Source organism: Arsukibacterium sp., assembly GCF_033722355.1.
In the GTDB taxonomy this organism is placed as follows: domain Bacteria; phylum Pseudomonadota; class Gammaproteobacteria; order Enterobacterales; family Alteromonadaceae; genus Alishewanella.
The window spans coordinates 18949-44286 of sequence record NZ_JAWVZF010000001.1 but is presented as its reverse complement, the minus strand read 5'-3'; the positions used below and the strand labels follow the sequence as shown (position 1 = coordinate 44286).

Genomic DNA, 25338 nt, shown 5'->3' with positions numbered 1-25338 from the left:
TTCATGCAAACCACTGAACAGTGGCGAGAGCTGGCTGTATCGCCAGCAGCACCTTTACCTTGGCAAGCGGTTTGTTCTAAGCGGTAAACCCGGGAGATGCTTAGTTATTCAGTTCAGCTGCAAATCTATCTGTAACCCTTGATTTTTCTGGCTTTAGCCATTTTTGCCAACGAGACAACAGCCCCGAAACCTGCAATAATGCTGCGATAATAACCGGCAGTAGCAGCATAATTCTGAGCTGCAGACCGACCCCGCTCAAGAAAGAGGAAGGAACATGACGACAAACTTTGCAGTAAACCGAGCCTTATTTGATGAAGTGATGGTGCCAAATTATGCCCCGGCCAGTGTTATACCGGTCCGTGGTCAGGGGTCGCGGGTCTGGGATCAGAATGAACGCGAGTATATCGATTTTGCCGGGGGTATAGCGGTAAGCAGCCTGGGACATTGCCACCCGGCACTGATTACCGCTCTGAAACAACAAGCTGACAGGTTGTGGCATTTGAGCAACGTGCTGACAAATGAGCCGGCGTTGCGCCTGGCTAAAAAGCTGGTTGATGCGACCTTTGCAGACAAGGTGTATTTTGCAAACTCAGGGGCAGAAGCCAATGAAGCGGCCTTTAAACTGGCGCGGCGCTGGGCACTGGATAAATTCGGTGAACAGAAACAACAGATTATTTCCTTTGGCAAAAGTTTTCATGGTCGTACTTTTTTTACCGTCACTGTCGGGGGGCAACCTTCCTATTCTGACGGTTTTGGTCCGAAACCTGGCGCCGTAGCCCACGCAGAATTTAATAATCTGGACAGTGTTAAAGCGCTTATTTCAGATAACACCTGTGCGATTGTCGTTGAACCCATTCAGGGTGAGGGTGGCATTATTCCGGCTGATCCTGTTTTCCTACAGGGGCTGCGGGATTTATGTGACCAGCACAATGCCCTACTGGTATTTGATGAAGTACAAACCGGAGTGGGCCGCACCGGTAAATTCTATGCCTATATGAATTATGGTGTTACCCCGGATATTTTAACGACAGCCAAATCATTAGGCGGTGGCTTTCCCATCGGTGCCATGTTGACTACTAATGATATTGCCAGTCACTTAAAAGTTGGCACTCATGGCAGTACCTATGGAGGGAATCCCCTGGCTTGTGCCGTGGCTGAAGCCGTTATTGATACCATTAATCAACCGGAAATTATGCAGAATGTGCTGCGTAATGAGCAGCTATTCCGCGAATGTCTGCAGCAGCTTAACAGCCAGTATCAGGTGTTTTCTGAAGTTCGGGGCAAAGGTATGCTTTTGGGGGCAGTACTTAATGAAAAATACCGTGGCCGTGCCCGCGATTTCTTTCTGGCCGCGGCAGATCACGGCTTAATGGCGCTGGTTGCCGGGCCCGACGTCATTCGTTTTGCTCCTTCTTTGGTTATTACCGAGCAGGATATCCGTGAAGGTATGCAGCGCTTTGCTGCCGCGGTAAAACACGTAGTTGAGGCGTGAAGGTTTAAACCTGTCACACCAGAAAAAATGAAGCGGCATAAAGATCGCACAATGAAGCAGCGCGGGGCAGCTTAGCGGGTCCTGCAGGTTATAAAGCAAAAATGGAGTAAGCGACGATGATGGTGATTCGCCCAATCCGAGCGGATGATTACCCGGCGCTCTATCAGATGGCAGTCGAATCGGGGCATGGGTTTACCTCACTGCCGGTAAATGATGAGCTGCTGATGCGCAAAATCAATCGTTCTGAGCAGTCGTTACAGAAAACGGTCAACTGTCCCGGAGATGAAGGGTATTTATTTGTCCTGGAAGACACCAGCAATGGCGAAGTCTGCGGTACCAGTGCGCTGGAAGCTGCCGTGGGACTGGATGATGCTTTTTATCATTATCATCTGGGTAAAGTTGTGCATAGCTCACGTTCGCTTGGCGTATATAAAACAGTAGATATTCTGACTCTGTGCAATGATTACACCGGCGTCAGTGAGCTGTGTACGTTATTTCTGCGGGAAAACCGGCGCGAGAAAAACAATGGCCGCCTGCTGTCCAAGGCCCGTTTTCTGTTTATGGCGGAATTTGCTGAGCGCTTCGCTGATCGGGTAATTGCCGAGATGCGGGGGGTGTCGGACCAGAATGGCCATTCACCGTTCTGGCGCTGGTTGCAGGAACATTTCTTCTCTGTCGATTTTCCAACCGCTGACTACCTGACAGGTATAGGCCAGAAAGTTTTTATTGCTGAGCTGATGCCCAAGTATCCAATCTATGTCAGTCTGTTAAGTAAAGAAGCGCAACAGGTCATCGGTAAAGTGCACGATAAAACCCGGCCGGCGCTGGCGCTGTTGCAGACAGAGGGGTTTTCTAACCGGGGCTATGTTGATATTTTCGATGCCGGGCCTACCGTAGAGGCCAGGGTAGAGCATATCCGCTCAATTCGGTATAGTCGCAAGCTGCAGGTGCAGATTGGCAGCCCGGGGCCAGATAGTCAGCCTTATTTAATCTGCAATACAATTATCGAAAATTTTCGTGCTACCTGGCTACCGCTAACTGTTACAGAACAAAGCGACCAGGTGGTTCTGCCACAGGCCTGCGCCGATGCTTTGGGAGTAAAAGCCGGCGATCAGGTCAGATTAACCAGAATTTAAGCAGGGGTAATACATGAGCCACGCAGTGCAATTTATTAATGGCCATTGGCTGGCGGGAGAGGGTAAATCGTTTACATCACTTGACCCGGCTAAAAACCAGCAGGTTTGGCAGGGTGAAGCTGCCAGTCCCGAGCAGGTAGATGCAGCGATCAGTGCTGCGCGTGCAGCCCAGTACAGCTGGGGCGATCTGAGTTTCGACAGCAGGGTTGAGGTGGTAAAACGGTTTGCTGAGCAATTAGCGGCAAATAAAGAAGCCCTGGCACTTTGTATTGCCCGGGATACCGGTAAAGCCCTGTGGGAAAGTCGCACTGAAGTGGCCGCCATGATTGGTAAGGTCGATATTTCGGTGCGGGCTTATGAAGAACGCACCGGCACCAAAGAAAACCCAATGCCACAGGGCCGCGCGTTTGTCAGGCATAAACCCCATGGCGTAGTGGCAGTATTTGGCCCTTATAATTTCCCGGGACATTTACCTAACGGCCACATAGTGCCTGCGTTATTAGCCGGAAACACTGTGGTATTTAAGCCTTCTGAATTAACGCCGATGGTTGCCGAACATACCGTAAAGTTATGGGAAAAGGCTGGTCTGCCGGCAGGGGTACTGAACTTATTGCAGGGTGAAGTGGATACCGGCAAAGCGATTGCCAGCCATGATGGCATTGATGGCTTGTTTTTCACCGGCAGCTCCCGTACCGGTCACTATTTACATCAGCAATTTGCCGGCCGGCCAGAAAAAATCCTGGCGCTGGAAATGGGCGGTAATAACCCACTTATTGTGCAGGATGTCAGTAATATTGATGCCGTGGTGCATGATATTGTTCAATCGGCTTTTATTTCAGCAGGTCAGCGCTGTACCTGTGCCCGCAAGCTGTTTTTACCGGCAAATGCGCAGGGCGATGCTATTCTCAGCCGCTTAATTGAAGTGACCCGCAACATTAAAACCGGCCTTTATGATGCCGACCCGCAACCTTTCATTGGTGCCATGATTTCTGTCGCTGCCGCCAAAGGTATGCGTGCTGCCCAGCAGCAGCTGATTGAGCTTGGCGGTGACGTATTAGTTGAACTGCAACACCTGAAAAACGATACAGCCCTGGTATCACCAGGTATTATTGAATGCAGTAATGTTAAAAACTTTCCTGATGAAGAGCACTTCGGGCCATTATTAAAAGTATTCCGTTTCAATGATTTCGATGCAGCTATCGATGCCGCTAATAACACCAGTTTTGGTTTATCAGCTGGCTTACTTAGCGACAGTCAGGAATTGTATCAGCATTTTTACCGGCGGATCCGTGCCGGTATTGTTAACTGGAACCGGCCAATAACCGGTGCCAGCTCAGCGGCGCCGTTTGGCGGCATCGGTGGCAGTGGTAACCACCGCGCCAGCGCTTATTATGCCGCTGATTACTGTGCCTACCCTGTGGCGTCGGTAGAACTGGATCAGGTAACAATGCCTGAGCAGTTATCGCCAGGCCTGACATTTTAGTCTGTTAAATCGGGGCTGCGGCCCCGATTTGTTTTCTTACCGACATTTTGTTTAAATTGAGGTATTGTATTGGTTTTTAACACCCGATAATGCAGGTACCTTCCAAATGGTGACTGATCAACCCGGCTACGAGCATCTGATTCAGTTTTTAACTGAACATCTCTCATTATTTACCGAAGAGGGGACAACCCTGGCTTCGGGTAAGACTGTCGGCGTGATACTGGAAGAACGCATCGCTGAGCAGATTATCATTCTTTGCACTCAGCACACAGAGCTGGAAGTTAATCATCGCAGCATGATCATCCGGGAAGTTGATGGCATTATGTACGATTTTCAGGAAGTGCTAAGCAGCGTACTGGAAAAAAAAGCCACTGTTGAACAGGCAGAACTTATCAATGAAATTGCATTGTTAATCAAAAACCTGTTTGATACTGCTATCGCCAGATTGATCGATTAGCCTTGTTTCAGCCGGATTAATGCTGGCTACCCGCCCCATATTTCCGTAGAATATCCACCCTGAATTTTCATGTCGGAATTACATATGCAAGCCAAAGTCAGTTGGGTAGATAACCTGAGATTTATCGGTCGCTCTGCCACTGGTCATTCGGTGGTGTTTGACGCTGACAGTAACGACAGTTCAGCGCCAAGTCCGATGGAAATGGTGCTGATGTCAGCCGGTGCCTGCTCCTCAGTCGATGTTGTCAGTATTTTACAAAAAGCCCGCCAGCAGGTGCTGGGTTGTGAAGTGGAACTGACTGCAGAGCGGGCAGATAGCATTCCCAGGGTATTTACAAAAATTCACCTGCACTTTGTGGTATCCGGGCATGATCTTAACGATAAACAAGTGGCGCGGGCGGTCAATTTATCAGCAGATAAATATTGCTCGGTGTCCATTATGCTGGCCGGCAGTGTTGCTGTAAGCCATTCCTATAGTATTAACAATGCAAACCAGACCACTGCGTCTGCGTAATTGCCCAGCTGAACAATACAGCGAACGCTGTAGTGGAGATTGCAGAAATTGGTAAAGCCTTTTGAAAAACTGAAGCTGCATGGGTTTAACAACCTGACAAAAAGCTTAAGCTTTAGTTTATATGATATTTGTTACGCTAAAACTGAGCAGCACCGGCAGGAATATATTGAGTACATTGACGAGCAATATAATGCTGATAGGTTAACTGATATTCTGACAGAAGTTGTCGATATTATTGGTGCCAATGTCCTGAATATTGCCCGGCAGGATTATGACCCTCAGGGAGCCAGCGTGACGATTCTGGTCAGTGAAGAGCCGGTACTGGTTGATCCGGACAATTCTGAAAATCCGGGTCCGTTGCCGGAGACAGTGGTGGCCCACCTCGACAAAAGCCACATCTGTGTGCATACCTACCCCGAAGTGCATCCGCACGATGGGATCTGTACTTTCAGAGCAGACATCGAGGTGTCTACCTGTGGCATTATTTCACCACTGAAGGCGCTGAACTTTCTGATCCATAGCTTTGAGTCAGATGTGGTAACTATTGACTACCGGGTACGTGGTTTTACCCGTGATATCAGCGGCACCAAGCATTATATCGACCATCCGATCACATCGATTCAGAATTTTATGGACAGTGACACCAAGCAGGCTTTTCAGATGATAGATGTCAATGTTTATCAGGAAAATCTGTTTCATACCAAAATGATGTTAAAAGAAGCCGATCTGAATAACTACCTGTTCGGGATGGGTACTGACAGCATGACTGCTGACGAGCAGAAAGTGATCAGTAAAAAGGTGTTTAAAGAAATCCGGGAAATTTTCTACGGCCGTAACTTACCCGAGATGAAATAAGCCCAAACTTACTAACAACCTCAGCGGCACCGGCCGTTGGCCAGTGCCGAGGGGGGTTACTTACCCAGCCAGTCTGCCTGACCACGAGCATGGCGCCGCTTTTGCATTATCGCTTCAATCAACGGCGTTAAAATCAGCTCCATCGCCAGGCCCATTTTGCCTCCCGGCACCACCAGGGTATTAACCCGGGACATAAAAGAGCCATGAATCATCCGCAGGTAATACGGAAAATCAACATGCTTTATGCCCCGAAAGCGGATGACCACAAAGCTTTCATCCAGTGACGGAATGTCTTTAGCACTGAAGGGGTTAGAGGTATCTACTGTAGGCACCCGCTGGAAATTGATATGGGTGCGGGAAAACTGCGGCGTAATATGATTGATGTAATCATCCATGCTACGCACAATGCTGGCCTGAACTGCTTCCCGACTGTGGCCCCGCTCGGAAGTATCCCGGATAATTTTCTGGATCCACTCCAGGTTAACAATAGGTACCATGCCAATCAGCAAATCGACATGTTGCGCCACATTATGCTGCTCGGTAACCGCCCCGCCATGCAAGCCTTCATAAAACAACAAATCAGTATTAGCCCGTAAATCCTGCCACGGCGTAAAAGTACCCGGTAGCTGGTTGTAAGGTACGGCTTCATCAAACGTATGCAGATAATGCCGGATCCGGCCGGTACCGGTTTCTGCGTAGCTGGAAAAAAAGCTCTCCAACGCCCCGAAATCGTTGGCTTCGGCACCAAAATAGCTGATATAGCGGCCGGCTTCTTTAGCCTTGCGTACCGCTAAATCCATTTCTGGCCGGCTGAAGCGGTGAAAACAATCTCCTTCGACGAAGGCGGCGTCAATACCCAGGGTGCGGAATATATGCTGGAATGCGATGGTAGTGGTGGTGGTACCGGCGCCTGACGAACCGGTGATCGCAATAATTGGATTTTTATGAGACATAAGCGGCGCCATTAACAGAGTTGCAGATACCATAAAGCAACACTGCTACCGGCTGCAACTTTTATCTGACGCAGTGATGTCTGGTTAACATCAGCTGGCGGTCAGCACAGTATGGCTGACCGCTGGCTTTAGTTACAGCTCAGAAACTGAAGGTGGCAATGACCGGGTCGTGATCTGACGAGCGGTAAGGGGTTGGCCCGTACAGCCGCTGCTGGGCGGCTGGCGATTTATAGCGGCTGCTGTAATCAAGCAGCACCGGTTCATCGGCATTAATAGACCAGTGTTGCAGCGAGCTCAGGTTATCTGCCAGCTGCTTCGTTGCCAGGGCATGGTCCAGCGCTCCGCTGCGGCCTCTGAATGCATAAGAAAGGCCAGAGTGCTGCTCGTCGTGTAAATACTGCCAGCCGGCCTGCTCCAGCGCCCGCACCGGGTCTTCCATCCGGTAGGCATTTAAATCGCCGACGATCAGCTGGTAAGGCGTCATCACCCCGGTGGGCGTCGTCGCTAACCACGCTGATAACGCCTGACTGGCCTCCACCCTCGCGGCATTCCAGCACGCCTGGCCATCGTTCTGATCACGCTGGAGTTGGAACTGTGGGTGATCATCACGTGGACAGCTGCCTTTTGACTTAAAGTGGTTAACAGCCACGGTAACATTGTTGCCACTGGTCAGGTGCTGAAATGTCTGGGCGACCGGGGCCCGATTGAGTCTTGTAAAAGGTTCTGCGGTTTGCGTAGCAGCAATGCCAGCCTGGCTGACAGTGGCGGGGCGGTAAATTAAACCGACTTTAATGGCATCACTGCCCGGCGTCTCGGAGGTTTCCACCATAGCGTAGGGAGAACTCACCACCTCATTTAACGCCGTTACCAGCGTAGCAATGGCACTGCCACTGCCGTAGCCGTTATTTTCAAGCTCAAGTAAACCAATAATATCTGCATCCATTGCCGCCAGGGCACTAACCAGTTTCGCTTGCTGACGGGCTAATTCGGCTGCACTGCGGGCACCGCGGCGGGTTGGGAACGGCTCCGCCTGGCCATGGCCGGTAAAAAAGTTCAGCACATTAAATACGGCGATGCGCAGCTCATCCGGTTGTTTGGCAACAGGCGCGGCAGGTCGGGGATTAGTTTGAATAAATTCAGGGGACTGGCTGGGTAAAATCCGGTAACCGCGTTCATCCTGAAACAGCACGCCGCTCAGGCCGCGAACGGTATCCCCTAATCGCAAGCTGTTATCTGCGGTCAAACCTGATGGCGGGAAAGGCACCGGATCCGGATTCTCCTGCCAGCGTCCGTCGTCCAGCACCAGCATCTGCTGTAACTGCTGTTGTTCATATTGCCGGGCATCCGCCCCAGGTTGTCTGACTTGAGTGGGAACAAACAAGCGTTGATCAGCCAGGATGAGCTCCCCGTACCGGCCCAGCTGGTAGCTGTCGTTCACAATCAGATCCTGATTAAAGCTCAACCACATTCCTTCCAGTGCTTCGAAACTTTGCTCAGGACTCAGTGGCAATGTTACCGCCGTGGGCTTAACTTGAGTATCTGTTCCGCAACGGGTTAGCTGGCTGATATCAACCAGCGAGGTCAGATCGTTAATTTCAGCGACTGTGCCTTGCAACAGCAGCACATCGCCCTGCTGATAGCTGCTGGTTTCAGTAAGCTGCACAAATAACCCTTCTGAGGTCAGCGGCTTATCATCTTCTGCTAAACTCTGCAGCATCAACCCGGGCAGCGGTGAGTCAGGGTATACGTCGCTTATTACAACCCCCTGGGTAATGACCTGCTTGCCCAGTAACGGACTTTGGTCTGCCTGGCCTTGGATGGCCGAGATAGCGACCACGGCCTGATAAGGACTGTCGCAGCTAAGTTGCTGCTCCGGTTTACTGCATGCAGCAAGGCTCAGCAGAGCCGGTATAACGGGGATAAGTAATAATGCACGCATAATTCAGCCTGTTTGACCTTGTTCACGGGCAACCGCGCGATGGCCAATATCACGTCGGTAAAACATATCGTCCCAGTTAATCTGGGACGCGAGTTTATATGCTGCCTGGCGTGCGGCACTGACATTAGTGCCTAGTGCCGTGGCACAAAGTACCCGTCCGCCATTTGTTAATACGTTATCGTCTTTTAGCTCGGTACCGGCATGAAACACTTTGCCATCAGTGCTGTCTATATCATCCAGGCCTGAAATCGGAAGGCCCTTGGCGTATCCCTCAGGGTAGCCACCGGCAGCAAGTACCACGCCTACCGCAGCCTGCTCAGTAAAGTCTATGCTTACCTGATCTAACTTACCGTCAACCGCAGCCTGGCAAAGTGCCACCAGATCGGATTTCAATCTGAGCATAATCGGCTGGGTTTCCGGATCACCAAAGCGACAGTTAAACTCCAGTACTTTAGCCGAGCCATCGGGTGCAATCATCAGGCCGGCATACAAGAAACCGGTGAAGACGTTACCCTCTGCTGCCATACCGCGCACAGTAGGATAAATGACCTGTTCCATTACCCAGTCATGCACTGCAGGTGTCACAACCGGTGCTGGCGAATAAGCCCCCATACCGCCGGTATTGGGCCCCTTATCGCCATCATCACGGGCTTTATGATCCTGAGATGACGCAAAAGCCAATGCATGTTCGCCATCGACCATCACGATAAAAGACGCTTCCTCACCGTGCAGAAATTCTTCAATAACGACCCGGCTACCGGCATCACCAAACTTATTACCTGCCAGCATATCGTCAATCGCAGCAAAGGCTTCAGCTTCGGTGTTGGCGATAATAACGCCTTTACCTGCTGCCAGGCCGTCGGCCTTTATAACAATAGGGGTGCCCAGCTGTTTAACAAAGGCTTTGGCGGCGTCTATATCGGTAAAGTTCTGGTAAGCAGCAGTTGGAATGTGATGACGCGCCAAAAAGTCTTTGGCAAAGGCTTTTGAGCTCTCTAACTGCGCAGCTGCCTGGGTCGGGCCAAAGATAGCCAGCCCCTGTTGGCGAAATTTATCAACCACGCCCAGAGCCAGCGGCGCTTCCGGACCTACTATGGTCAGCGCTACGTCGTTATCGGTGGCAAAAGCCAGCAGTGCTGGTACATCATCTGCGGCAATGGCCACATTTTGCAGGTTAGCTTCAAGCGCGGTACCGGCATTGCCCGGCGCCACATAAACCTGACTGACTAAAGGAGATTGCGCTGCCTTCCAGGCCAGCGCATGTTCGCGGCCACCGCCGCCGATTACCAGTACTTTCATCGGGTTTTCCGTTTTATTGTGCTACAGGTTTACGAAATTTTAAGGTCATACGATCGCTTTCACCAATCGCCAGATAGCTGGCTTTGTCTTGCTCGCCCAGCGCTAATACCGGTGGCAAAGTCCAGACACCCCGTGGATGAACAGCAGTATCTTTAGGGTTAGCATTGATATCACTGCTTGCTTCCAGTTCAAAGCCCGCCTGTTCTGCCAGGCGAATTGTCAGTTCTTCCGGAAAGTAACCGGTTTTCGTCCAGTCACCATCAGCCTGGGCGACAGGCAGCCGATGCTCTACCACGCCAAGCACACCACCGGGTTTCAGTGCTTTATAAAAATCTTTAAATATCGCTACCATAGCCTCATCTCCACCCTGACCATACCAGTTATGCAGGTTACGAAAGGTCAGTACAACATCAGCGCTGCCGGCCGGCGCAATCGCATCACTGTTGCCCGGAGCAAATTCCGTCAGGATCACCCGGTTATATATCGGGTCTGATGCCAGCTTTTCTTTAAACGCAGCCAGGTTTCTTTTAAAGTAATCTGAACTGCTGTCAGCCGGGAAGTGGGCGGCGTAATAGGTACCATGGGCTGCTAATAACGGCGCCAGAATTTCTGTATACCAGCCACCACCTGGTGATATTTCCACCACGGTGCTGGTTGGCGTCACTTCAAAAAACTGCAGTGTTTGCACCGGATTACGGTAGATATCCCGGCTTTTGTTCTGCTCACTGCGCACATGATGGTCAGTCGCTTGCTTAACGGCGTCGGCGGTGCTGTCTGCCAGCAGTGGCAACGACAAGAGTATTGCTGATAACGTTATAACTTTACTAAGTGTTTTCATCTTCAGACTCTCTTTAATAAAAGTGGCGCTAGTTTAGCAAAGCCACCGCTGAATTGCAGTGTTTATCGACAGCTGGCAGTAAGCGTATTTAGATGGCCAGACTGCTAAATTTCAATCAACAATTGGCGGGGCCTGTGCTAGAATGCCTGCCTTTTTTCAGTAAGCATTATCGGGCTATTCCTATGGACCGCAAAGAAGGCAACACTTTGGCAAACAACATGCCGTCGGCTTTGGACAACATCAGAGTGGTTTTGGTGGGGACCACCCATACCGGTAATATTGGCTCGGTAGCCAGAGCAATGAAGACCATGGGCCTTTCCAGACTGTATCTGGTGGCGCCAAAGACCGCGCCGGATGGTCAGGCTTATGCGCTGGCAGCGGGGGCCAGTGAAATTCTGGCAGCGGCGACAACGTTTGACACGCTGGCTGATGCAGTAGCCGATTGCGCTCTGGTGGTCGGCAGCAGTGCCCGCTCCCGCACGCTCAGCTGGCCAATGCTCGATCCGCGGCAATGCGCAACGCTGGCAATAGCTCAGAGTGACAAGCCAGTGGCTATTGTCTTCGGGCGTGAGTCGAGTGGCCTGACTAACGATGAGCTGCAGCTTTGCAATTACCATGTCTGTATTGCCGCTAACCCTGAATACAGTTCGCTTAATCTGGCAATGGCCGTGCAGATACTCTGTTATGAGGTACGGATGGCGTATCTGACTGGCGAACCGGTTGTTGCAGAATCTGAGGCGGTGAACTATCCGACTTCAATCCAGATGGAAAATTTTTATCAGCATCTTGAAGTTGCTTTGCAACACACCGGTTTTATTATTAAGCAGCATCCCGGTGTGGTCATGGCAAAATTAAAACGTTTGTTTAACCGGGCGCGCCCGGAAGAAGCTGAATATAACATTTTGCGCGGTATTTTAAGCTCAATGCAACGGCTTGAAAAAGTCGATGGCAATACTCACAAGGAGTAAAGCGATGTTTGCCGGTATCAGAGAAGACATAAAAAGCGTTTTTGACCGCGACCCGGCGGCTCGCAGTAGCTTTGAAGTGCTGACTAATTATCCGGGCTTGCATGCCATCTGGTGGCACCGGCTTAACCATAAGCTGTGGCGGGCTAATCTTAAATGGCTGGCACGGTTTCTAAGTACCATCGCCCGCTGGCTGACCGGAGTGGAAATTCATCCCGGTGCGAAAATCGGTCGCCGCTTTTTTATCGATCACGGCATGGGTGTGGTGATTGGCGAGACGGCTGAGATTGGTGACGACTGCACCTTGTATCATGGGGTAACGCTGGGCGGTACCAGCTGGAATCCTGGCAAACGCCATCCTACTCTGGCTAATGGAGTGGTGATTGGTGCCGGTGCCAAAGTGCTGGGCCCGCTGTATGTGGGGGAAAATGCCCGCATCGGCTCTAATGCTGTGGTGGTTCGTGATGTGCCCGCCGCTGCCACTGTAGTGGGTATTCCGGGCCGCGTTGTTGCTAAGGTGGCGGCGCAAGTCAGTGAGCAGCGTCAGCATCTGGCGAAGAAGTTTGGTTTCGATGCTTATGCCGTGTCAGCAGATAACCCCGATCCGGTCGCCAGTGCGATTGGCACCTTGCTGGATCATATTCATCTGCTGGATAATAAAGTAGCCGAGTTATGCAGCAGTGTGAATAGTCTTGGCGGTAATGTTTGTGCTGAAATGCCTGAGCTTAGTTTACCTGAGGAAGACTTTAAACGAGCCGAACAGCAAGCTGCTGAACAACGGCGAAAAGAAGTAGAGGCATTTGATCCTGGGATCTGAAGTGCTGAGGATAGCTAATACCTGACTGTGCTGCTGGGATATATACTTGACTAAAATAGTCAGGATTGTACAATAGCCAGCATGAAGTCAGGGAGCCTGTTATGAGATTAACCTCGAAAGGTCGCTATGCCGTTACTGCCATGCTTGATGTGGCGCTGCACGCCGGGCAGGGGCCGGTGCCGCTGGCCGATATTTCTGAGCGGCAGGGTATTTCGCTATCTTATCTTGAACAATTATTCGCCCGTTTGCGTAAACAAGGTTTAGTCAGCAGCGTGCGGGGCCCGGGCGGCGGTTACCAGCTTGGTCTGGCACCGGAAGCCATTTCTATTTCAGCGGTAATTGCCGCGGTTGATGAGTCGGTAGATGCCACTCGCTGTCAGGGCAAATCAGATTGCCAGAGCGGCGCTAAATGTCTTACCCATACGCTGTGGCACGATTTAAGTGACCGGATAGAAGACTTTTTAACCAACATCAGCCTGGCGGCACTGGTCAGCCAGCAAGACGTGCAGAATATTGCACAGCGGCAGAACAGTCGCAATGTTAAGAATCCTGCAACTGACATTAAAGTCAGCTGCCAGTTGTAAACGCATTACGGAGCCAACAATGAAGCTACCTATTTATCTGGATTATGCGGCGACCACTCCGGTTGACCCGCGTGTGGCCGAAAAAATGATCCAATATCTGACGATGGACGGCGAGTTTGGTAACCCGGCGTCCCGTTCACATCGTTTTGGCTGGCAGGCAGAAGAGTCAGTGGAAATTGCCCGCAGTCAGATAGCCGAATTGGTTAACGCTGATCCTCGGGAAATTGTGTTCACCTCCGGGGCAACTGAATCAAATAACCTGGCGATTAAAGGGGCTGCCCAGTTCTACAAGAAGAAGGGTAAACATTTAATTACTGCCAAAACTGAACATAAAGCCGTACTCGATACCATGCGCCAGCTTGAGCGTGAGGGGTTTGAGGTAACCTATCTGGATGTGGAAAGTAATGGTCTGGTTGACCTTGCCAAGCTGGAAGCTGCGATGCGACCTGAGACCAGTGTGGTAAGTATCATGTTTGTTAATAACGAGATTGGTGTTATTCAGGACATCGCAGCCATTGGTGAGTTATGCCGCAGTAAAGGGATTGTATTTCATGTTGATGCGGCCCAGGCCACCGGTAAAGTAGAGATTGACTTACAGAATCTGAAAGTGGACCTGATGTCTTTTTCCGGTCACAAAACCTATGGTCCGAAAGGCATCGGTGCCCTGTATGTGCGTCGTAAACCACGCATTCGCTTAGAGGCTCAGACCCACGGCGGTGGCCATGAGCGCGGTATGCGGTCAGGTACCCTGGCGCCACATCAGATTGCGGCAATGGGCGAGGCATTCCGGCTGGCTAAAGAAGAAATGGCCGCTGAGCGCGAGCGGATTACCGCATTACGCGACCGCTTATGGAACGGCATTAAAGATATTGAACAGGTATATTTAAATGGTGGCGATGCACCACGTGTGCCCCATATCACCAATATCAGTTTTAATTTTGTTGAAGGCGAATCGCTGATTATGGCGCTGAAAGATGTGGCCGTATCATCGGGATCAGCCTGTACGTCGGCGAGCCTGGAGCCATCTTATGTCTTACGGGCGCTGGGCCTGAATGATGAACTGGCCCACAGTTCCATCCGGTTCAGCATCGGTCGCTTTACCACTGAAGAGCAAATTGATCACACGATTAAGATTGTTCATCAGGCGATTGACAAACTAAGGGAAATGTCGCCGTTATGGGATATGTTCAAAGACGGTATTGATTTAAACACAGTGGCATGGGTTGCGCATTAAGCGCCGTCCGGCCTAACGAGGTAACAGATCATGGCTTACAGCAATAAAGTAATCGATCATTATGAGAACCCACGTAATGTGGGATCTTTTGCCAAAGATGACCCCAGCATTGCAACCGGTATGGTGGGTGCGCCTGCCTGTGGTGACGTGATGAAACTGCAAATCAAGGTCAATGAGCAGGGCATTATTGAAGATGCCAAATTCAAAACCTATGGCTGTGGCAGTGCTATCGCCTCCAGCTCGCTGGTGACCGAATGGGTGAAAGGTAAGAGCCTGGATGAAGCCCAGCAAATCAAAAACACCGATATCGCCCACGAGCTGGCACTGCCGCCGGTTAAGATTCACTGCTCTATTCTGGCGGAAGACGCAATTAAAGCCGCCATCGCAGATTACAAGCAAAAGCACGGGGGTTAACGCGGTATGGCAATATCGATGACCACAGCGGCAGCTGAAAGAGTGCGTAACTTTCTGCAAAATCGCGGAAAAGGCCTGGGCCTGAGGGTGGGTGTTAAAACTACCGGCTGTTCCGGCCTGGCCTATGTGCTGGAGTTTGTCGATGAGCTGAATGAAGATGATCAGGTATTCGAAGAGCATGGTCTGAAGCTGATTGTCGATGGCAAAAGCCTGGTGTATATCGATGGCACTCAGCTGGATTTTGTTAAAGAAGGCCTGAACGAAGGTTTTCAGTTTAAAAACCCTAACGTTAACGGCGAATGTGGCTGCGGCGAGAGCTTTACCGTTTAATTTTTTCGACTGCTGTAAGGCCGATATTAGATGAATTATTTTCAGTTGTTTGATTTACCGGCAACTTTTGAGCTGGACTTAACTGAATTGGGATCACGTTATCTGGCACTGCAGCGCAAATTTCATCCCGATAACTATGCGGCTGCCTCTAACCGTGACCGGCTGATGTCAGTGCAGCAAACCGCCAATATTAACGATGCCTATCACAGTCTGAAACAACCGTTGCTGCGGGCCGAGCATCTGCTCGCGTTGCGGGGGCTTAAAATCAGCCAGGAACAGCGCAGCTTTACTGATCCAGCGTTTTTAATGCAGCAGATGGAGCTGCGCGAGCAGCTGGAAGAAATCAGCCACAGTGATGATCCGGATGATGCCATTATGGCGGTAGAGCAGCAATTGCAGCAACAGCGTAAAGTACTGTTAAAACAACTGGCTGCGGCACTGGACGCCAATACCAATGAACAGAACCAGCAGGCAGCAGAACTGGTGCGTAAACTCAAATTTTTCTTTAAACTGCAGCATGAGCTGGAGTTAATTGAACAGCAATTACAAGATTAAATAAAGCTATGGCGTTATTACAGATTGCAGAGCCCGGCCAGAGTGCTGCGCCTCATCAACATAAACTGGCAGCAGGTATCGATTTAGGTACAACCAATTCTCTGGTCGCTGCGGTTCGCAGCGGTCAGGCAGATACGCTGCGCAATGCTGCCGGCAACGATATGATACCGTCGGTTGTCCGGTATGGCCCGGATAAAACCGACGTGGGCCGCGATGCGGTGCAAGCAGCAGCGGCCGATGCCAGCAATACCATTTTTTCAATTAAACGCCTGATGGGTAAGGGTTATGCAGAAACTCAGCCGCTGGCAGAGCTGTTGCCTTATCAGTTGGTGGATCAGGGCGGCCTGGCAGCCGTGGCAACCCGTGAAGGCGTCAAAAACCCGGTTGAGGTTTCCGCAGAAATACTGGCTACCCTTGCCGATACAGCAAGTCAGGTACTGGGTGGTGAGCTTAACGGTGTTGTTATTACGGTACCGGCCTATTTCGATGATGCCCAGCGCCAGGCAACCAAAGACGCGGCCAAGCTGGCTGGCCTTAATGTGTTGCGTTTGCTGAACGAACCAACTGCGGCCGCATTAGCCTACGGTCTTGATTCGGGTCAGGAAGGCGTGATTGCCGTTTACGATTTGGGCGGCGGGACTTTTGATATTTCAATTTTGCGCTTAAAGCGCGGTGTATTTGAAGTACTGGCGACCGGTGGTGACTCAGCACTGGGTGGTGATGACTTCGATCAGGTTATCGTCAGCTGGTTGCAGCAGCAAACTGGCCAGCAGCAGCTAAGCCATAGTGGTCGTCGTCAGTATTTAACTGCTGCCCGCAAGTTAAAAGAACAATTAACGGATAACGAGACTGCCGACTACCGCTTCAGTGCTGACGGTCAGGATCTGAATGGCAGTTTTAGTCGCACTGAATTTGAACAGCTAAGCCGTACACTGGTAAAAAAAACCATCCGCAGCTGCCGTCAGGTGCTACGTGATGCCAATTTAACAGCAGAAGATATCACTAAAGTAGTGATGGTTGGCGGCTCAACCCGGGTGCCGCTGGTTCGGCGTTTAGTAGGAGAGTTTTTTGCCACCGAACCGTTGACCTCAATCGACCCTGACAAAGTCGTCGCGCTGGGCGCTGCGATTCAGGCTAACGTGCTGGTCGGTAACAAAGCAGAACACGAAACCCTGCTGCTGGATGTGATTCCGCTATCACTGGGTCTGGAAACCATGGGTGGCCTGACTGAAAAAGTGATTCCGCGAAATACCGTCATTCCGGTTGCCCGGGCTCAGGAATTCACTACCTTTAAAGATGGTCAGACAGCAATGGCTATTCACGTATTACAGGGTGAACGTGAACTGGTAGAAGATTGCCGCTCGCTGGCGCGTTTTGAATTACGTGGCATCCCGCCAATGCCTGCCGGCGGCGCCCATATCAAGGTGACATTTCAGGTAGATGCCGATGGTCTGCTAAGCGTCAGTGCTGAAGAGAAATCTACCGGTGTCGCGGCCGGTATTCAGGTTAAACCCTCTTACGGTTTAACCGATGATCAGGTCGCCGCCATGATTAGCGGCTCGATGCAGCATGCCCGCCAGGATATGCAGCAACGTTTGCTGCGTGAGCAGCAGGTGGAAGCAGACCGGGTGCTGGAAGCCGTCAGTGCGGCGCTGGCGCAGGATGGTGTTTTGCTGAATGAGCAGGAGCTGGCTGAAATAAAGTCGGCTTTAACTAATCTGGCGAAAGTCCGTCAGCAGCAGGATACCGCAGCCATAAAAGCTGCCATCGAACATACCAATACTTTAACAGATGACTTTGCTGCCAGACGCATGGATAAATCTATCCGGCAGGCCTTGCAGGGCCACAAAGTCGACGAGGTTTAACCATGCCAAAGATCGTATTTTTACCCCATGCTGAATTATGTCCAAAGGGCGCGGCTCTGGAAGCCAACAGCGGCGAGACGGTGCTGGATGTGGCATTAAAAAATGGCATTGCGATTGAGCATGCCTGTGAAAAGTCCTGTGCCTGTACCACCTGTCACGTCATTATCCGGGAAGGGTTTTACTCGCTGAACGAAAGCGATGAGCTGGAAGACGATATGCTTGATAAAGCTTGGGGGCTGGAGCCGGAATCAAGGCTGGGTTGTCAGGCCCGGATCGCCGATGAAGATCTGGTAGTGGAAATTCCGAAATATACCGTCAATATGGTTAGCGAAGGCCACTAAGCGGGACATGCAGTCACTGTAGGTTTTTTCCGGCAATTAGCGTATAATTTGCCGCCTTAAAATTTAAACCCTTTACAACAGGAGCCTGACATGGCCTTAGAACGTACTTTTTCAATCATTAAACCCGATGCAGTAGCAAAAAACCTGATCGGCGCTATTTATCACCGTTTCGAATCGGCCGGACTGCGGATTGTCGCTTCTAAAATGCTACACTTAAGCCAGGAACAAGCTGAAGGTTTTTATGGCGAGCATAAAGAGCGTCCTTTCTTTAAAGCGCTGGTCAGCTTTATGACCTCTGGCCCGGTGATGGTTCAGGTTTTAGAAGGCGAAGATGCTGTACGCAAAAACCGCGAAATTATGGGTGCGACCAACCCGAAAGACGCGTTAGCCGGTACTTTACGTGCTGACTATGCTGACAGCATTGATGAAAACGCCGTGCACGGTTCTGATGCTGCTGCGTCTGCCGCCCGTGAAATTGCGTTTTTCTTCACTGAAAACGAGCTGTGCAGCCGTACCCGTTAATTCCGGGAAACCGCTGCTGTGTTAGCTGAAGGAAAGGGGGCGTCAGCCCCTTTTCTGCCTTAGTAAGCTGAAGATTCAGAGTGTAATAGTGAGTTATTGATAGGTGTCAGCAGGAGTCATCAGGGTATGAACAAGCCGTTAAACAAGGTAAATTTGTTAGATTTTACCCGTGCTCAAATGCAGGAATTTTTTGTCTCCCTGGGCGAAAAGCCATTTCGGGCTGATCAGGTAATGAAATGGATTTACCACTTCTGTGTTGATGATTTCGACAAGATGACCAATATCAATAAAACACTGCGGGACAAATTGAAAAACCTGGCAGTCATAGCCGCTCCTGAGGTGGTAACACGACAGGATAGCAGTGATGGCACCATTAAATTTGTGATGGGGCTGGTCGGTGGCCAGGAAGTGGAAACAGTCTGGATCCCGGAAAAAGATCGGCGCACCCTCTGTGTTTCATCGCAGGTTGGCTGCGCGCTGGACTGTACCTTCTGCTCGACCGCGCAACAGGGCTTTAACCGTAACCTGAGCGTCAGTGAAATCATCGGCCAGGTCTGGCGGGTGGCGCAGATCATTGGCAGTTACGGTGATACCGGCGAAAAACCGGTTACTAACGTCGTGATGATGGGCATGGGCGAACCGCTGTTAAACCTCAATAACGTGGTGCCGGCTATGGAGTTAATGCTGGAAGACTATGGTTTTGGTTTATCGAAACGCCGGGTCACCTTAAGTACCTCTGGTGTGGTGCCAGCGCTCGATTTACTGCGTGAGCGGATTGATGTGGCGTTGGCTATCTCCTTGCATGCCCCGAATAATGCTTTGCGGGATGAGCTGGTGCCGGTGAATAAAAAATATCCGATGGAGCAATTTTTAGCGGCCTCACGTCGTTATGTTGAGAACTCTAAAGCCAATGATAAGGTCACAGTAGAGTATGTTATGCTCGACGGCATCAACGACAGCATGGAGCAGGCGCATGAGTTAGCGCAGGCATTGCAAGATACGCCGGCAAAGATTAATCTAATCCCCTTTAATCCGTATCCGGGCTCACCTTATAAAAGGTCCAGTAATTCGCGGATTGACCGTTTTAACAAGGTGTTACAACAGCACGGTTTTACTGTTATGGTACGGAAAACCCGGGGCGATGATATCGATGCAGCGTGCGGCCAGCTGGTTGGCGATGTCATTGATCGAACCAAGAGACTGATAAAGAAGCAGCAAAAGGGCCAGCCTATTCTGGTTAAAATGCTGCCGTAACCCAAGGGATGACCATTGGTAATGCAGAAATTTTCGGTTGGGCTCGCACTCTGTGTGTCACTAACCCTGACAGCGTGCGTATCAGAAAGCAGTTATGTCGGCTCAGACAGGCAGGTTGGCGAGAGAAGTCTTGATAACAGCGAGGCTGCCCGTACCCGAATTTCACTGGGCCTGAATTATTTACGTCGCGGCGATACCACCCAGGCAAAATACAATTTAGAGCGTGCTAAAGCGTTTGCACCTGATTTACCTGAAGTGTATAACGCCCTGGCATTTTATTATCAGAGTGTTGGTGAGCACGCTCAGGCGGAAGAAGCTTACCGACAAGCACTTAATAAAGACAGCGACAATGCCGATGCTTATAATAATTATGGCGCGTTTTTGTGTCAGATAGAAAAATATGATGAAGCAGAACAGCTGTTACTGAAAGCGATTTCCCGGCCAGGTTATATCCGGGTAGCGGAAAGTTACGAAAATCTGGCGTTATGTCAGCTGGATCAGCAGGGCTTTAGTAAAGCAAAAACCTTTCTTGAATCTTCGGTGTCTCATAATGGTACCCGGATAAGCTCATTGATTAATCTGGCCGCAGTAAATTATGCGATGGGCGATAATGTCGGCGCCAAAACAGCGTTGCAACGGATCCAGCGCTTAGGGCGGGTTTCTGCCCGTAGTACCCTGCTGAACTATCTGGTGGCAGAAAAGCAGGGCGATGTCAGCACAATGAAACATGCCGAACAGTTGCTGCTGACATTATATATTGACACGCCGGAAGCCCGACTGCTGTTACAGCAACGTACGCTGGAAAGCGAATTTGAACAGCTGCGTGAACAGTACAAATTAAGCCTGATGGCGAATATTGTGCTGCCAGACAGCACCTTGACCGACGTAGTAGCAACCGGCCCGGTAGCTAACCCCAGATTAAAAGTTGTCAGACGCAAGACACCCGAGCAGGCGGCTGACGATACGCCAGTAATTGCACAACCCTCAGCGGAAATGGTACAGCAGGCAACGCGCGCGGCAACTGTGGCAGGTTCAGTCAGCAGTCAGGCGATTGCCGGTGCACTCGCCACCAGTCAGCCGTCAGCTGACGAAGCTGCGTTACAAGTTACGGCAGAGCAACAGCTTAAAGCTGATGAAGCGGCTGCCAGACAACTTGCCGACCAACAGCTGGCAGAACAACGGGCTGCTGAGCAACGCGCTGTTGAAAAACAATTAGCTGAACAACAGGCTGCTGAGCAAGAGCTGGCAGAACAGCGGGCTGTTGAACAACAGTTAGCTGAACAGCAGGCTGCCGCGCAACTGGCGGCAGATAAACAAGCCGCAGACGTGCTTGCTGCCAGCCAGCAGGCAGAGCAGCAAGCTGCAGCAAAACAGGCTGAGCAGCAAGCTGCCAGTCAGCTGATTTTAGCGGCTACGCCGCCGGTTAGTCTGCCAGCAGAGACAGTATTATCAGAACCGCCCAGCGAGCCAGAAACAATGGCGCAACAAATCGCCAGCCAAAGCGATACGAACACCAGCCAACGTGAGGGCAACGAGCAATCAGACGCTGCCAACCCGGTAACTGTTGCTGACAATGCATCGGATAATGCCGTGCCGCCGGCTGAATTTCACATTGTGCAGGAAGGCGAGTCACTTTATGCCATCTCAGTGGCACATAATATCCGGCTGGCCAGATTGATGGAGTGGAATCAACTAACCCCCGAGTCTGTTATTAAAACCGGTCAGCGGATCTGGCTGGCAGAAGTTGCAGAGGAGCATCTGCAGCAACCGCAAAAAGTCGCCAGGCTGCCAGAGTTCAGTGAACCGGTAGATGCGTCAGAGCCTTATCATCAGGTGGCTGCGGGCGAAACGATGTTTGGCATTTCGTACCGCTATAATATCCGGCTGGAAAGCTTTATGGCCTGGAATAATTTTACTGACCAAAGCAAGTTACAGGTTGGTCAGCAAGTGCTTGTAATTGACCCGGCCCGAATTGAACCATGAGTACACCTGAGCAGACAACAACAGAGATGACTGCAGGCCAGTTACTGCGGCAGGCACGGGAGCAGCGCAAGCTGAGTATGGCTGATGTCGCATTACAGTTAAATTTGCGGTTAAGTCTGGTCCAGCAAATTGAAGCAGATCAGTTTGATAGCTCTATTCTGATCACCTTTGTCCGTGGTTATCTGCGAGCCTATGCCCGCCTGGTCAAATTGCCAGAAAATCAAGTGCTTAAGGCGTTTGAGCAGCAACATGGCGGCGGTACTGATCCGGCGAAGCCGATGCGGACATTTTCAAACCGCACCGGCCGGCAAGCAACTGAAAACCGCTTTATGTGGCTGACTTATGCCATTGGCCTGTTACTGGTGCTGATGCTGGTGCTATGGGGATGGCAGACGGCCAGCCCCGATGCAGAGGGCCGATTAGAACAACCGGTCACGCAAACCCTGACCGGCAGTCAACAGTTAGCTGACAGCAGCACCGCCAGCACTACCGGTAACATGGCATCAGACAGCGGTAGCACAGCCATTGACGCTGGCTCGGACCGTCAGGCACTGGCAGAAGCGTTAAACCCTGCCGGCAGCGAGCCGTTCAGCATGTCAGATAGTACCGTTGCCAGTTTGCCTGATGCTGTTGCCATGCCCCCTGAGCCCGAGCCCGCCAGCCCGGGTTCAGGGGCAAATGACGAATCGGCCCAGGCTGATGTAATCACAATGAATTTTCAGGATAGCTGCTGGATAGATGTGCTGGATGCCGATGGCAACCGTATTGCTTATGGCACCAAGGAACCAGGCTACCAGATGACGGTAAGCGGCAAGGCGCCCTTTGTTGTCACCTTGGGTAACCCCGGTGTAGTGCGCATTACTCTGAACAACCAACCCTTTGATATGTCATCCCTGCCAGCGGGCAGGGTGGCGAAATTTACCCTGGCGGAACCCGACTAATCATGTTTGCTGACAATCCTATTACCCGGCGCCCGAGTACGCAAATCCACGTAGGTACTGTTGCCATCGGTGGTGATGCGCCCATTGCCGTGCAATCTATGACCAACACCCGAACTACCGATGTGGCGGCGACACTGGCACAGATTAAAGCCATCGCTGATGCCGGAGCAGACCTGGTAAGAGTTTCTGTGCCTACCATGGAAGCGGCAGAAGCATTTAAGCTGATTAAACAGCAGGCCACGATTCCACTGGTGGCTGATATTCATTTTGACTATCGTATCGCGTTGAAAGTGGCGGAATATGGTGCTGACTGTTTGCGGATAAACCCGGGCAACATTGGACGGGAAGATCGGATCCGTGCCGTGGTCGACAGTGCCCGGGATCATAATATTCCTATCCGGATAGGCGTAAATGGTGGCTCTCTGGAAGCTGATATTCAGGAGAAGTACACAGAACCGACCCCCGAAGCGCTGGTGGAATCAGCGATGCGTCATGTTGACATTCTGGACCGGCTGAATTTTGATCAGTTTAAAGTCAGTGTTAAAGCCTCTGATGTGTTTCTGGCGGTGGGCGCATACCGGTTACTGGCCAAACAGATTAAACAACCACTGCATCTGGGCATTACTGAAGCCGGTGGTGCTAGAGCCGGTGCAGTTAAATCCGCGATTGGTCTGGGAATGCTGCTGGCGGAAGGTATAGGCGATACGTTACGCATCTCATTAGCGGCCGATCCGGTGGAAGAAGTGAAAGTGGCATTTGATATTTTAAAGTCACTGCGTATCCGCCAGCGCGGTATTAACTTTATCGCCTGCCCCAGCTGCTCAAGGCAGGAGTTTGATGTTATCAAAACCATGAATGAACTGGAGCAGCGACTGGAAGACATTGTCGAGCCATTAACCGTGTCAGTGATTGGCTGTGTGGTCAATGGTCCCGGTGAAGCCCTGATTTCAGATTTAGGCGTTGCGGGCGCGAATCGCAAAAGTGGCTTTTATTTAAATGGCCAGCGCCAGAAACTGCGGCTGGACAATAACAACATCGCAGAGCAGCTGGAACAGCAGGTTCGCCAGTATCTGGTGGCCCGGGAGCAGCTGATAGGTATTAAGCAACTGGATTAATATTACGGTGGTTTGGTGATATTAACCATCCAACGTATAATCGGCCGGTTTTAGCATGGCAGTGAGAATTTAATTTTGGCAAAAAATATTCAGGCAATACGTGGCATGAACGATTGCCTGCCTCAGGATACGCCGTTATGGCAGCATCTTGAGCAGGTATTGCGCAGTACCGTGGCCCGCTTCGGCTACAGCGAGATCCGCTTTCCTATCGTCGAAATGACGGAGCTGTTCAAGCGCTCTATCGGCGAAGTAACCGATATCGTTGAAAAAGAAATGTACACCTTTGCTGATCGCAATGGCGACAGTCTGACCCTGCGTCCCGAAGGCACGGCTTGTTGTGTCCGGGCAGGTAATGAGCACGGCCTGCTTTATAACCAGGAGCAACGGCTTTGGTATATGGGGCCAATGTTCCGGCATGAGCGGCCACAAAAAGGCCGTTACCGCCAGTTTCACCAGTTCGGTCTGGAAGCTTTTGGTATTGCCACCAGTGATATTGATGCCGAAGTGATTATGTTGACAGCGAATCTGTGGCAGCAACTGGGGCTGGCACCTTATGTCAGCCTGCAGTTGAACTCGCTGGGCTCCAACGAAGCCCGTGCAATCTACCGTGATGCGCTGGTAGCCTATCTGGAGCAGCATAAATCGCAGTTAGACGAAGACAGTCTACGCCGGATGCACAGTAATCCACTGCGGGTGTTGGACAGTAAAAATCCGGCATTAGCTGAGGTTTTAGCCGATGCGCCGCAGTTAGCTGATTATCTTGATGCCGACTCTGCTGAGCATTTTAACCAGTTAAAACGCCGGCTCGATGCCGCGGGTATTACTTATACCGTGAACCCGACTCTGGTACGTGGCCTGGATTATTACAATAAAACGGTGTTCGAGTGGGTCACCACCGAACTGGGAGCACAGGGTACAGTGTGTGCCGGCGGCCGTTATGATGGCCTGGTAGAGCAGCTTGGTGGGAAAGCAACCCCGGCTGTGGGCTTTGCGCTTGGCATGGAGCGGCTGGTGTTATTGCTGCAAACGCTGCAGCTGGTTAATCTGCCTGAGACAACTGCGGATATTTATCTGATGCCAATAGGAGAAACCGCGGAACTTGCCGCTATTGCGATTGCCGAACAGCTGCGTAGCGAGTTAGCGCCAAAACGTGTTATCTTGCATTGCGGCGGCGGCAACCTGAAAAAGCAGATGAAACGGGCTGATAAGTCAGGGGCTGAGCTGGGCTTAATTCTGGGCGCTGATGAACTGGCGCGTGGTGAAATCACCCTGAAGTGGCTGCGCCAGGATAAACCACAACAAACTTTGACGCTGGCAGACTTAGCACGGTCACTGGTTAGCGTTTTTTAATAGCAGCGATAGATAACGAACAGTAAAACAGTACGGGCCGCGGCAGACAACAAGTAAGCCGGTGGCAGCCGGTACGAAACCGAAGTAGCAGGATATTACGGAG

General features: G+C 51.1%; 25 protein-coding genes. 21 read left to right on the top strand and 4 right to left on the bottom strand.

The window, feature by feature from the left end; translation table 11 throughout:
* Window positions 1-274 precede the first annotated feature (274 nt).
* From R3177_RS00190 to speD, 6 genes are all read left to right on the top strand, one after another.
* Entirely contained in the window at window positions 275-1492 is a 1218-nt protein-coding gene (locus R3177_RS00190; protein ID WP_318969015.1) for an aspartate aminotransferase family protein, read from the top strand.
* Between the two features lie 116 nt (window positions 1493-1608).
* Complete coding sequence (gene astA, locus R3177_RS00185) at window positions 1609-2628, top strand: arginine N-succinyltransferase (RefSeq protein ID WP_318969014.1); 1020 nt, start codon at window positions 1609-1611, stop codon at window positions 2626-2628.
* A gap of 13 nt (window positions 2629-2641) precedes the next feature.
* A complete protein-coding gene (gene astD / locus R3177_RS00180; protein ID WP_318969013.1) occupies window positions 2642-4111 on the top strand; it encodes a succinylglutamate-semialdehyde dehydrogenase in 1470 nt (489 codons plus the stop codon).
* A 106-nt stretch (window positions 4112-4217) separates the two neighbouring features.
* Window positions 4218-4568, top strand: a complete 351-nt coding sequence (locus R3177_RS00175) for a DUF3802 family protein (RefSeq protein WP_318969012.1) — start codon at window positions 4218-4220, stop codon at window positions 4566-4568.
* Window positions 4569-4637: 69 nt separating this feature from the next.
* Window positions 4638-5081 carry an OsmC family protein gene (locus tag R3177_RS00170; RefSeq protein ID WP_413229046.1) on the top strand — a complete coding sequence of 148 codons (444 nt, stop codon included), beginning with the start codon at window positions 4638-4640 and terminating at the stop codon, window positions 5079-5081.
* Between the two features lie 48 nt (window positions 5082-5129).
* Window positions 5130-5936, top strand: coding sequence for an adenosylmethionine decarboxylase (gene speD / locus R3177_RS00165; RefSeq protein ID WP_318969040.1), 807 nt, complete (start codon window positions 5130-5132; stop codon window positions 5934-5936).
* A gap of 56 nt (window positions 5937-5992) precedes the next feature.
* Here the strand turns inward: speD and R3177_RS00160 are convergent, their stop codons facing one another.
* The 4 genes from R3177_RS00160 to R3177_RS00145 form a co-directional block, all read right to left on the bottom strand.
* Window positions 5993-6889 carry a phosphoribulokinase gene (locus R3177_RS00160; RefSeq protein WP_318969011.1) on the bottom strand — a complete coding sequence of 299 codons (897 nt, stop codon included), beginning with the start codon at window positions 6887-6889 and terminating at the stop codon, window positions 5993-5995.
* 139 nt (window positions 6890-7028) lie between these two features.
* Window positions 7029-8828, bottom strand: a complete 1800-nt coding sequence (locus tag R3177_RS00155; protein ID WP_318969010.1) for an ExeM/NucH family extracellular endonuclease — start codon at window positions 8826-8828, stop codon at window positions 7029-7031.
* A gap of 3 nt (window positions 8829-8831) precedes the next feature.
* Window positions 8832-10127 carry a phosphoribosylamine--glycine ligase gene (gene purD / locus R3177_RS00150; protein WP_318969009.1) on the bottom strand — a complete coding sequence of 432 codons (1296 nt, stop codon included), beginning with the start codon at window positions 10125-10127 and terminating at the stop codon, window positions 8832-8834.
* Window positions 10128-10140: 13 nt separating this feature from the next.
* Window positions 10141-10965, bottom strand: a complete 825-nt coding sequence (locus R3177_RS00145; protein WP_318969008.1) for a methyltransferase — start codon at window positions 10963-10965, stop codon at window positions 10141-10143.
* Window positions 10966-11099: 134 nt separating this feature from the next.
* Between R3177_RS00145 and trmJ the strand changes: the two genes are divergently transcribed.
* The 15 genes from trmJ to hisS all read left to right on the top strand — a co-directional run bounded on the left by trmJ (window position 11100) and on the right by hisS (window position 25235).
* Complete coding sequence (gene trmJ, locus R3177_RS00140; RefSeq protein WP_413229045.1) at window positions 11100-11933, top strand: tRNA (cytosine(32)/uridine(32)-2'-O)-methyltransferase TrmJ; 834 nt, start codon at window positions 11100-11102, stop codon at window positions 11931-11933.
* Between the two features lie 4 nt (window positions 11934-11937).
* Window positions 11938-12747: a serine O-acetyltransferase gene (gene cysE / locus R3177_RS00135; protein ID WP_318969038.1), complete on the top strand. Its 810-nt coding sequence runs from the start codon at window positions 11938-11940 to the stop codon at window positions 12745-12747.
* Between the two features lie 101 nt (window positions 12748-12848).
* A complete protein-coding gene (iscR, locus tag R3177_RS00130; protein WP_318965986.1) occupies window positions 12849-13331 on the top strand; it encodes a Fe-S cluster assembly transcriptional regulator IscR in 483 nt (160 codons plus the stop codon).
* Window positions 13332-13350: 19 nt separating this feature from the next.
* Window positions 13351-14565, top strand: a complete 1215-nt coding sequence (locus R3177_RS00125) for an IscS subfamily cysteine desulfurase (protein ID WP_318969007.1) — start codon at window positions 13351-13353, stop codon at window positions 14563-14565.
* A gap of 30 nt (window positions 14566-14595) precedes the next feature.
* On the top strand, window positions 14596-14979 hold the full coding sequence (gene iscU, locus R3177_RS00120) for a Fe-S cluster assembly scaffold IscU (protein WP_318969006.1): 384 nt from the start codon (window positions 14596-14598) through the stop codon (window positions 14977-14979).
* Window positions 14980-14985: 6 nt separating this feature from the next.
* Window positions 14986-15309 carry an iron-sulfur cluster assembly protein IscA gene (gene iscA / locus R3177_RS00115; RefSeq protein WP_318969005.1) on the top strand — a complete coding sequence of 108 codons (324 nt, stop codon included), beginning with the start codon at window positions 14986-14988 and terminating at the stop codon, window positions 15307-15309.
* 30 nt (window positions 15310-15339) lie between these two features.
* Window positions 15340-15864 carry a co-chaperone HscB gene (gene hscB, locus R3177_RS00110; RefSeq protein WP_318969004.1) on the top strand — a complete coding sequence of 175 codons (525 nt, stop codon included), beginning with the start codon at window positions 15340-15342 and terminating at the stop codon, window positions 15862-15864.
* An 8-nt stretch (window positions 15865-15872) separates the two neighbouring features.
* Window positions 15873-17729 (top strand): Fe-S protein assembly chaperone HscA, encoded by a 1857-nt coding sequence (gene hscA, locus R3177_RS00105; protein WP_318969003.1) that lies wholly within the window; start codon window positions 15873-15875, stop codon window positions 17727-17729.
* 2 nt (window positions 17730-17731) lie between these two features.
* Window positions 17732-18070: an ISC system 2Fe-2S type ferredoxin gene (fdx, locus tag R3177_RS00100; protein ID WP_318969002.1), complete on the top strand. Its 339-nt coding sequence runs from the start codon at window positions 17732-17734 to the stop codon at window positions 18068-18070.
* Window positions 18071-18160: 90 nt separating this feature from the next.
* A complete protein-coding gene (gene ndk, locus R3177_RS00095; protein ID WP_318969001.1) occupies window positions 18161-18592 on the top strand; it encodes a nucleoside-diphosphate kinase in 432 nt (143 codons plus the stop codon).
* A 126-nt stretch (window positions 18593-18718) separates the two neighbouring features.
* A complete protein-coding gene (locus tag R3177_RS00090) occupies window positions 18719-19846 on the top strand; it encodes a bifunctional tRNA (adenosine(37)-C2)-methyltransferase TrmG/ribosomal RNA large subunit methyltransferase RlmN (RefSeq protein ID WP_318969000.1) in 1128 nt (375 codons plus the stop codon).
* 21 nt (window positions 19847-19867) lie between these two features.
* On the top strand, window positions 19868-21829 hold the full coding sequence (gene pilW, locus R3177_RS00085) for a type IV pilus biogenesis/stability protein PilW (RefSeq protein ID WP_318968999.1): 1962 nt from the start codon (window positions 19868-19870) through the stop codon (window positions 21827-21829).
* Window positions 21826-22770 (top strand): RodZ domain-containing protein, encoded by a 945-nt coding sequence (locus R3177_RS00080; protein ID WP_318968998.1) that lies wholly within the window; start codon window positions 21826-21828, stop codon window positions 22768-22770. The genes pilW and R3177_RS00080 overlap by 4 nt, the downstream gene beginning before the upstream one ends.
* 2 nt (window positions 22771-22772) lie before the next feature.
* Window positions 22773-23885: a flavodoxin-dependent (E)-4-hydroxy-3-methylbut-2-enyl-diphosphate synthase gene (gene ispG, locus R3177_RS00075; protein WP_318968997.1), complete on the top strand. Its 1113-nt coding sequence runs from the start codon at window positions 22773-22775 to the stop codon at window positions 23883-23885.
* A 75-nt stretch (window positions 23886-23960) separates the two neighbouring features.
* Complete coding sequence (gene hisS, locus R3177_RS00070; protein ID WP_318968996.1) at window positions 23961-25235, top strand: histidine--tRNA ligase; 1275 nt, start codon at window positions 23961-23963, stop codon at window positions 25233-25235.
* The last annotated feature ends 103 nt before the right edge of the window (window positions 25236-25338 follow it).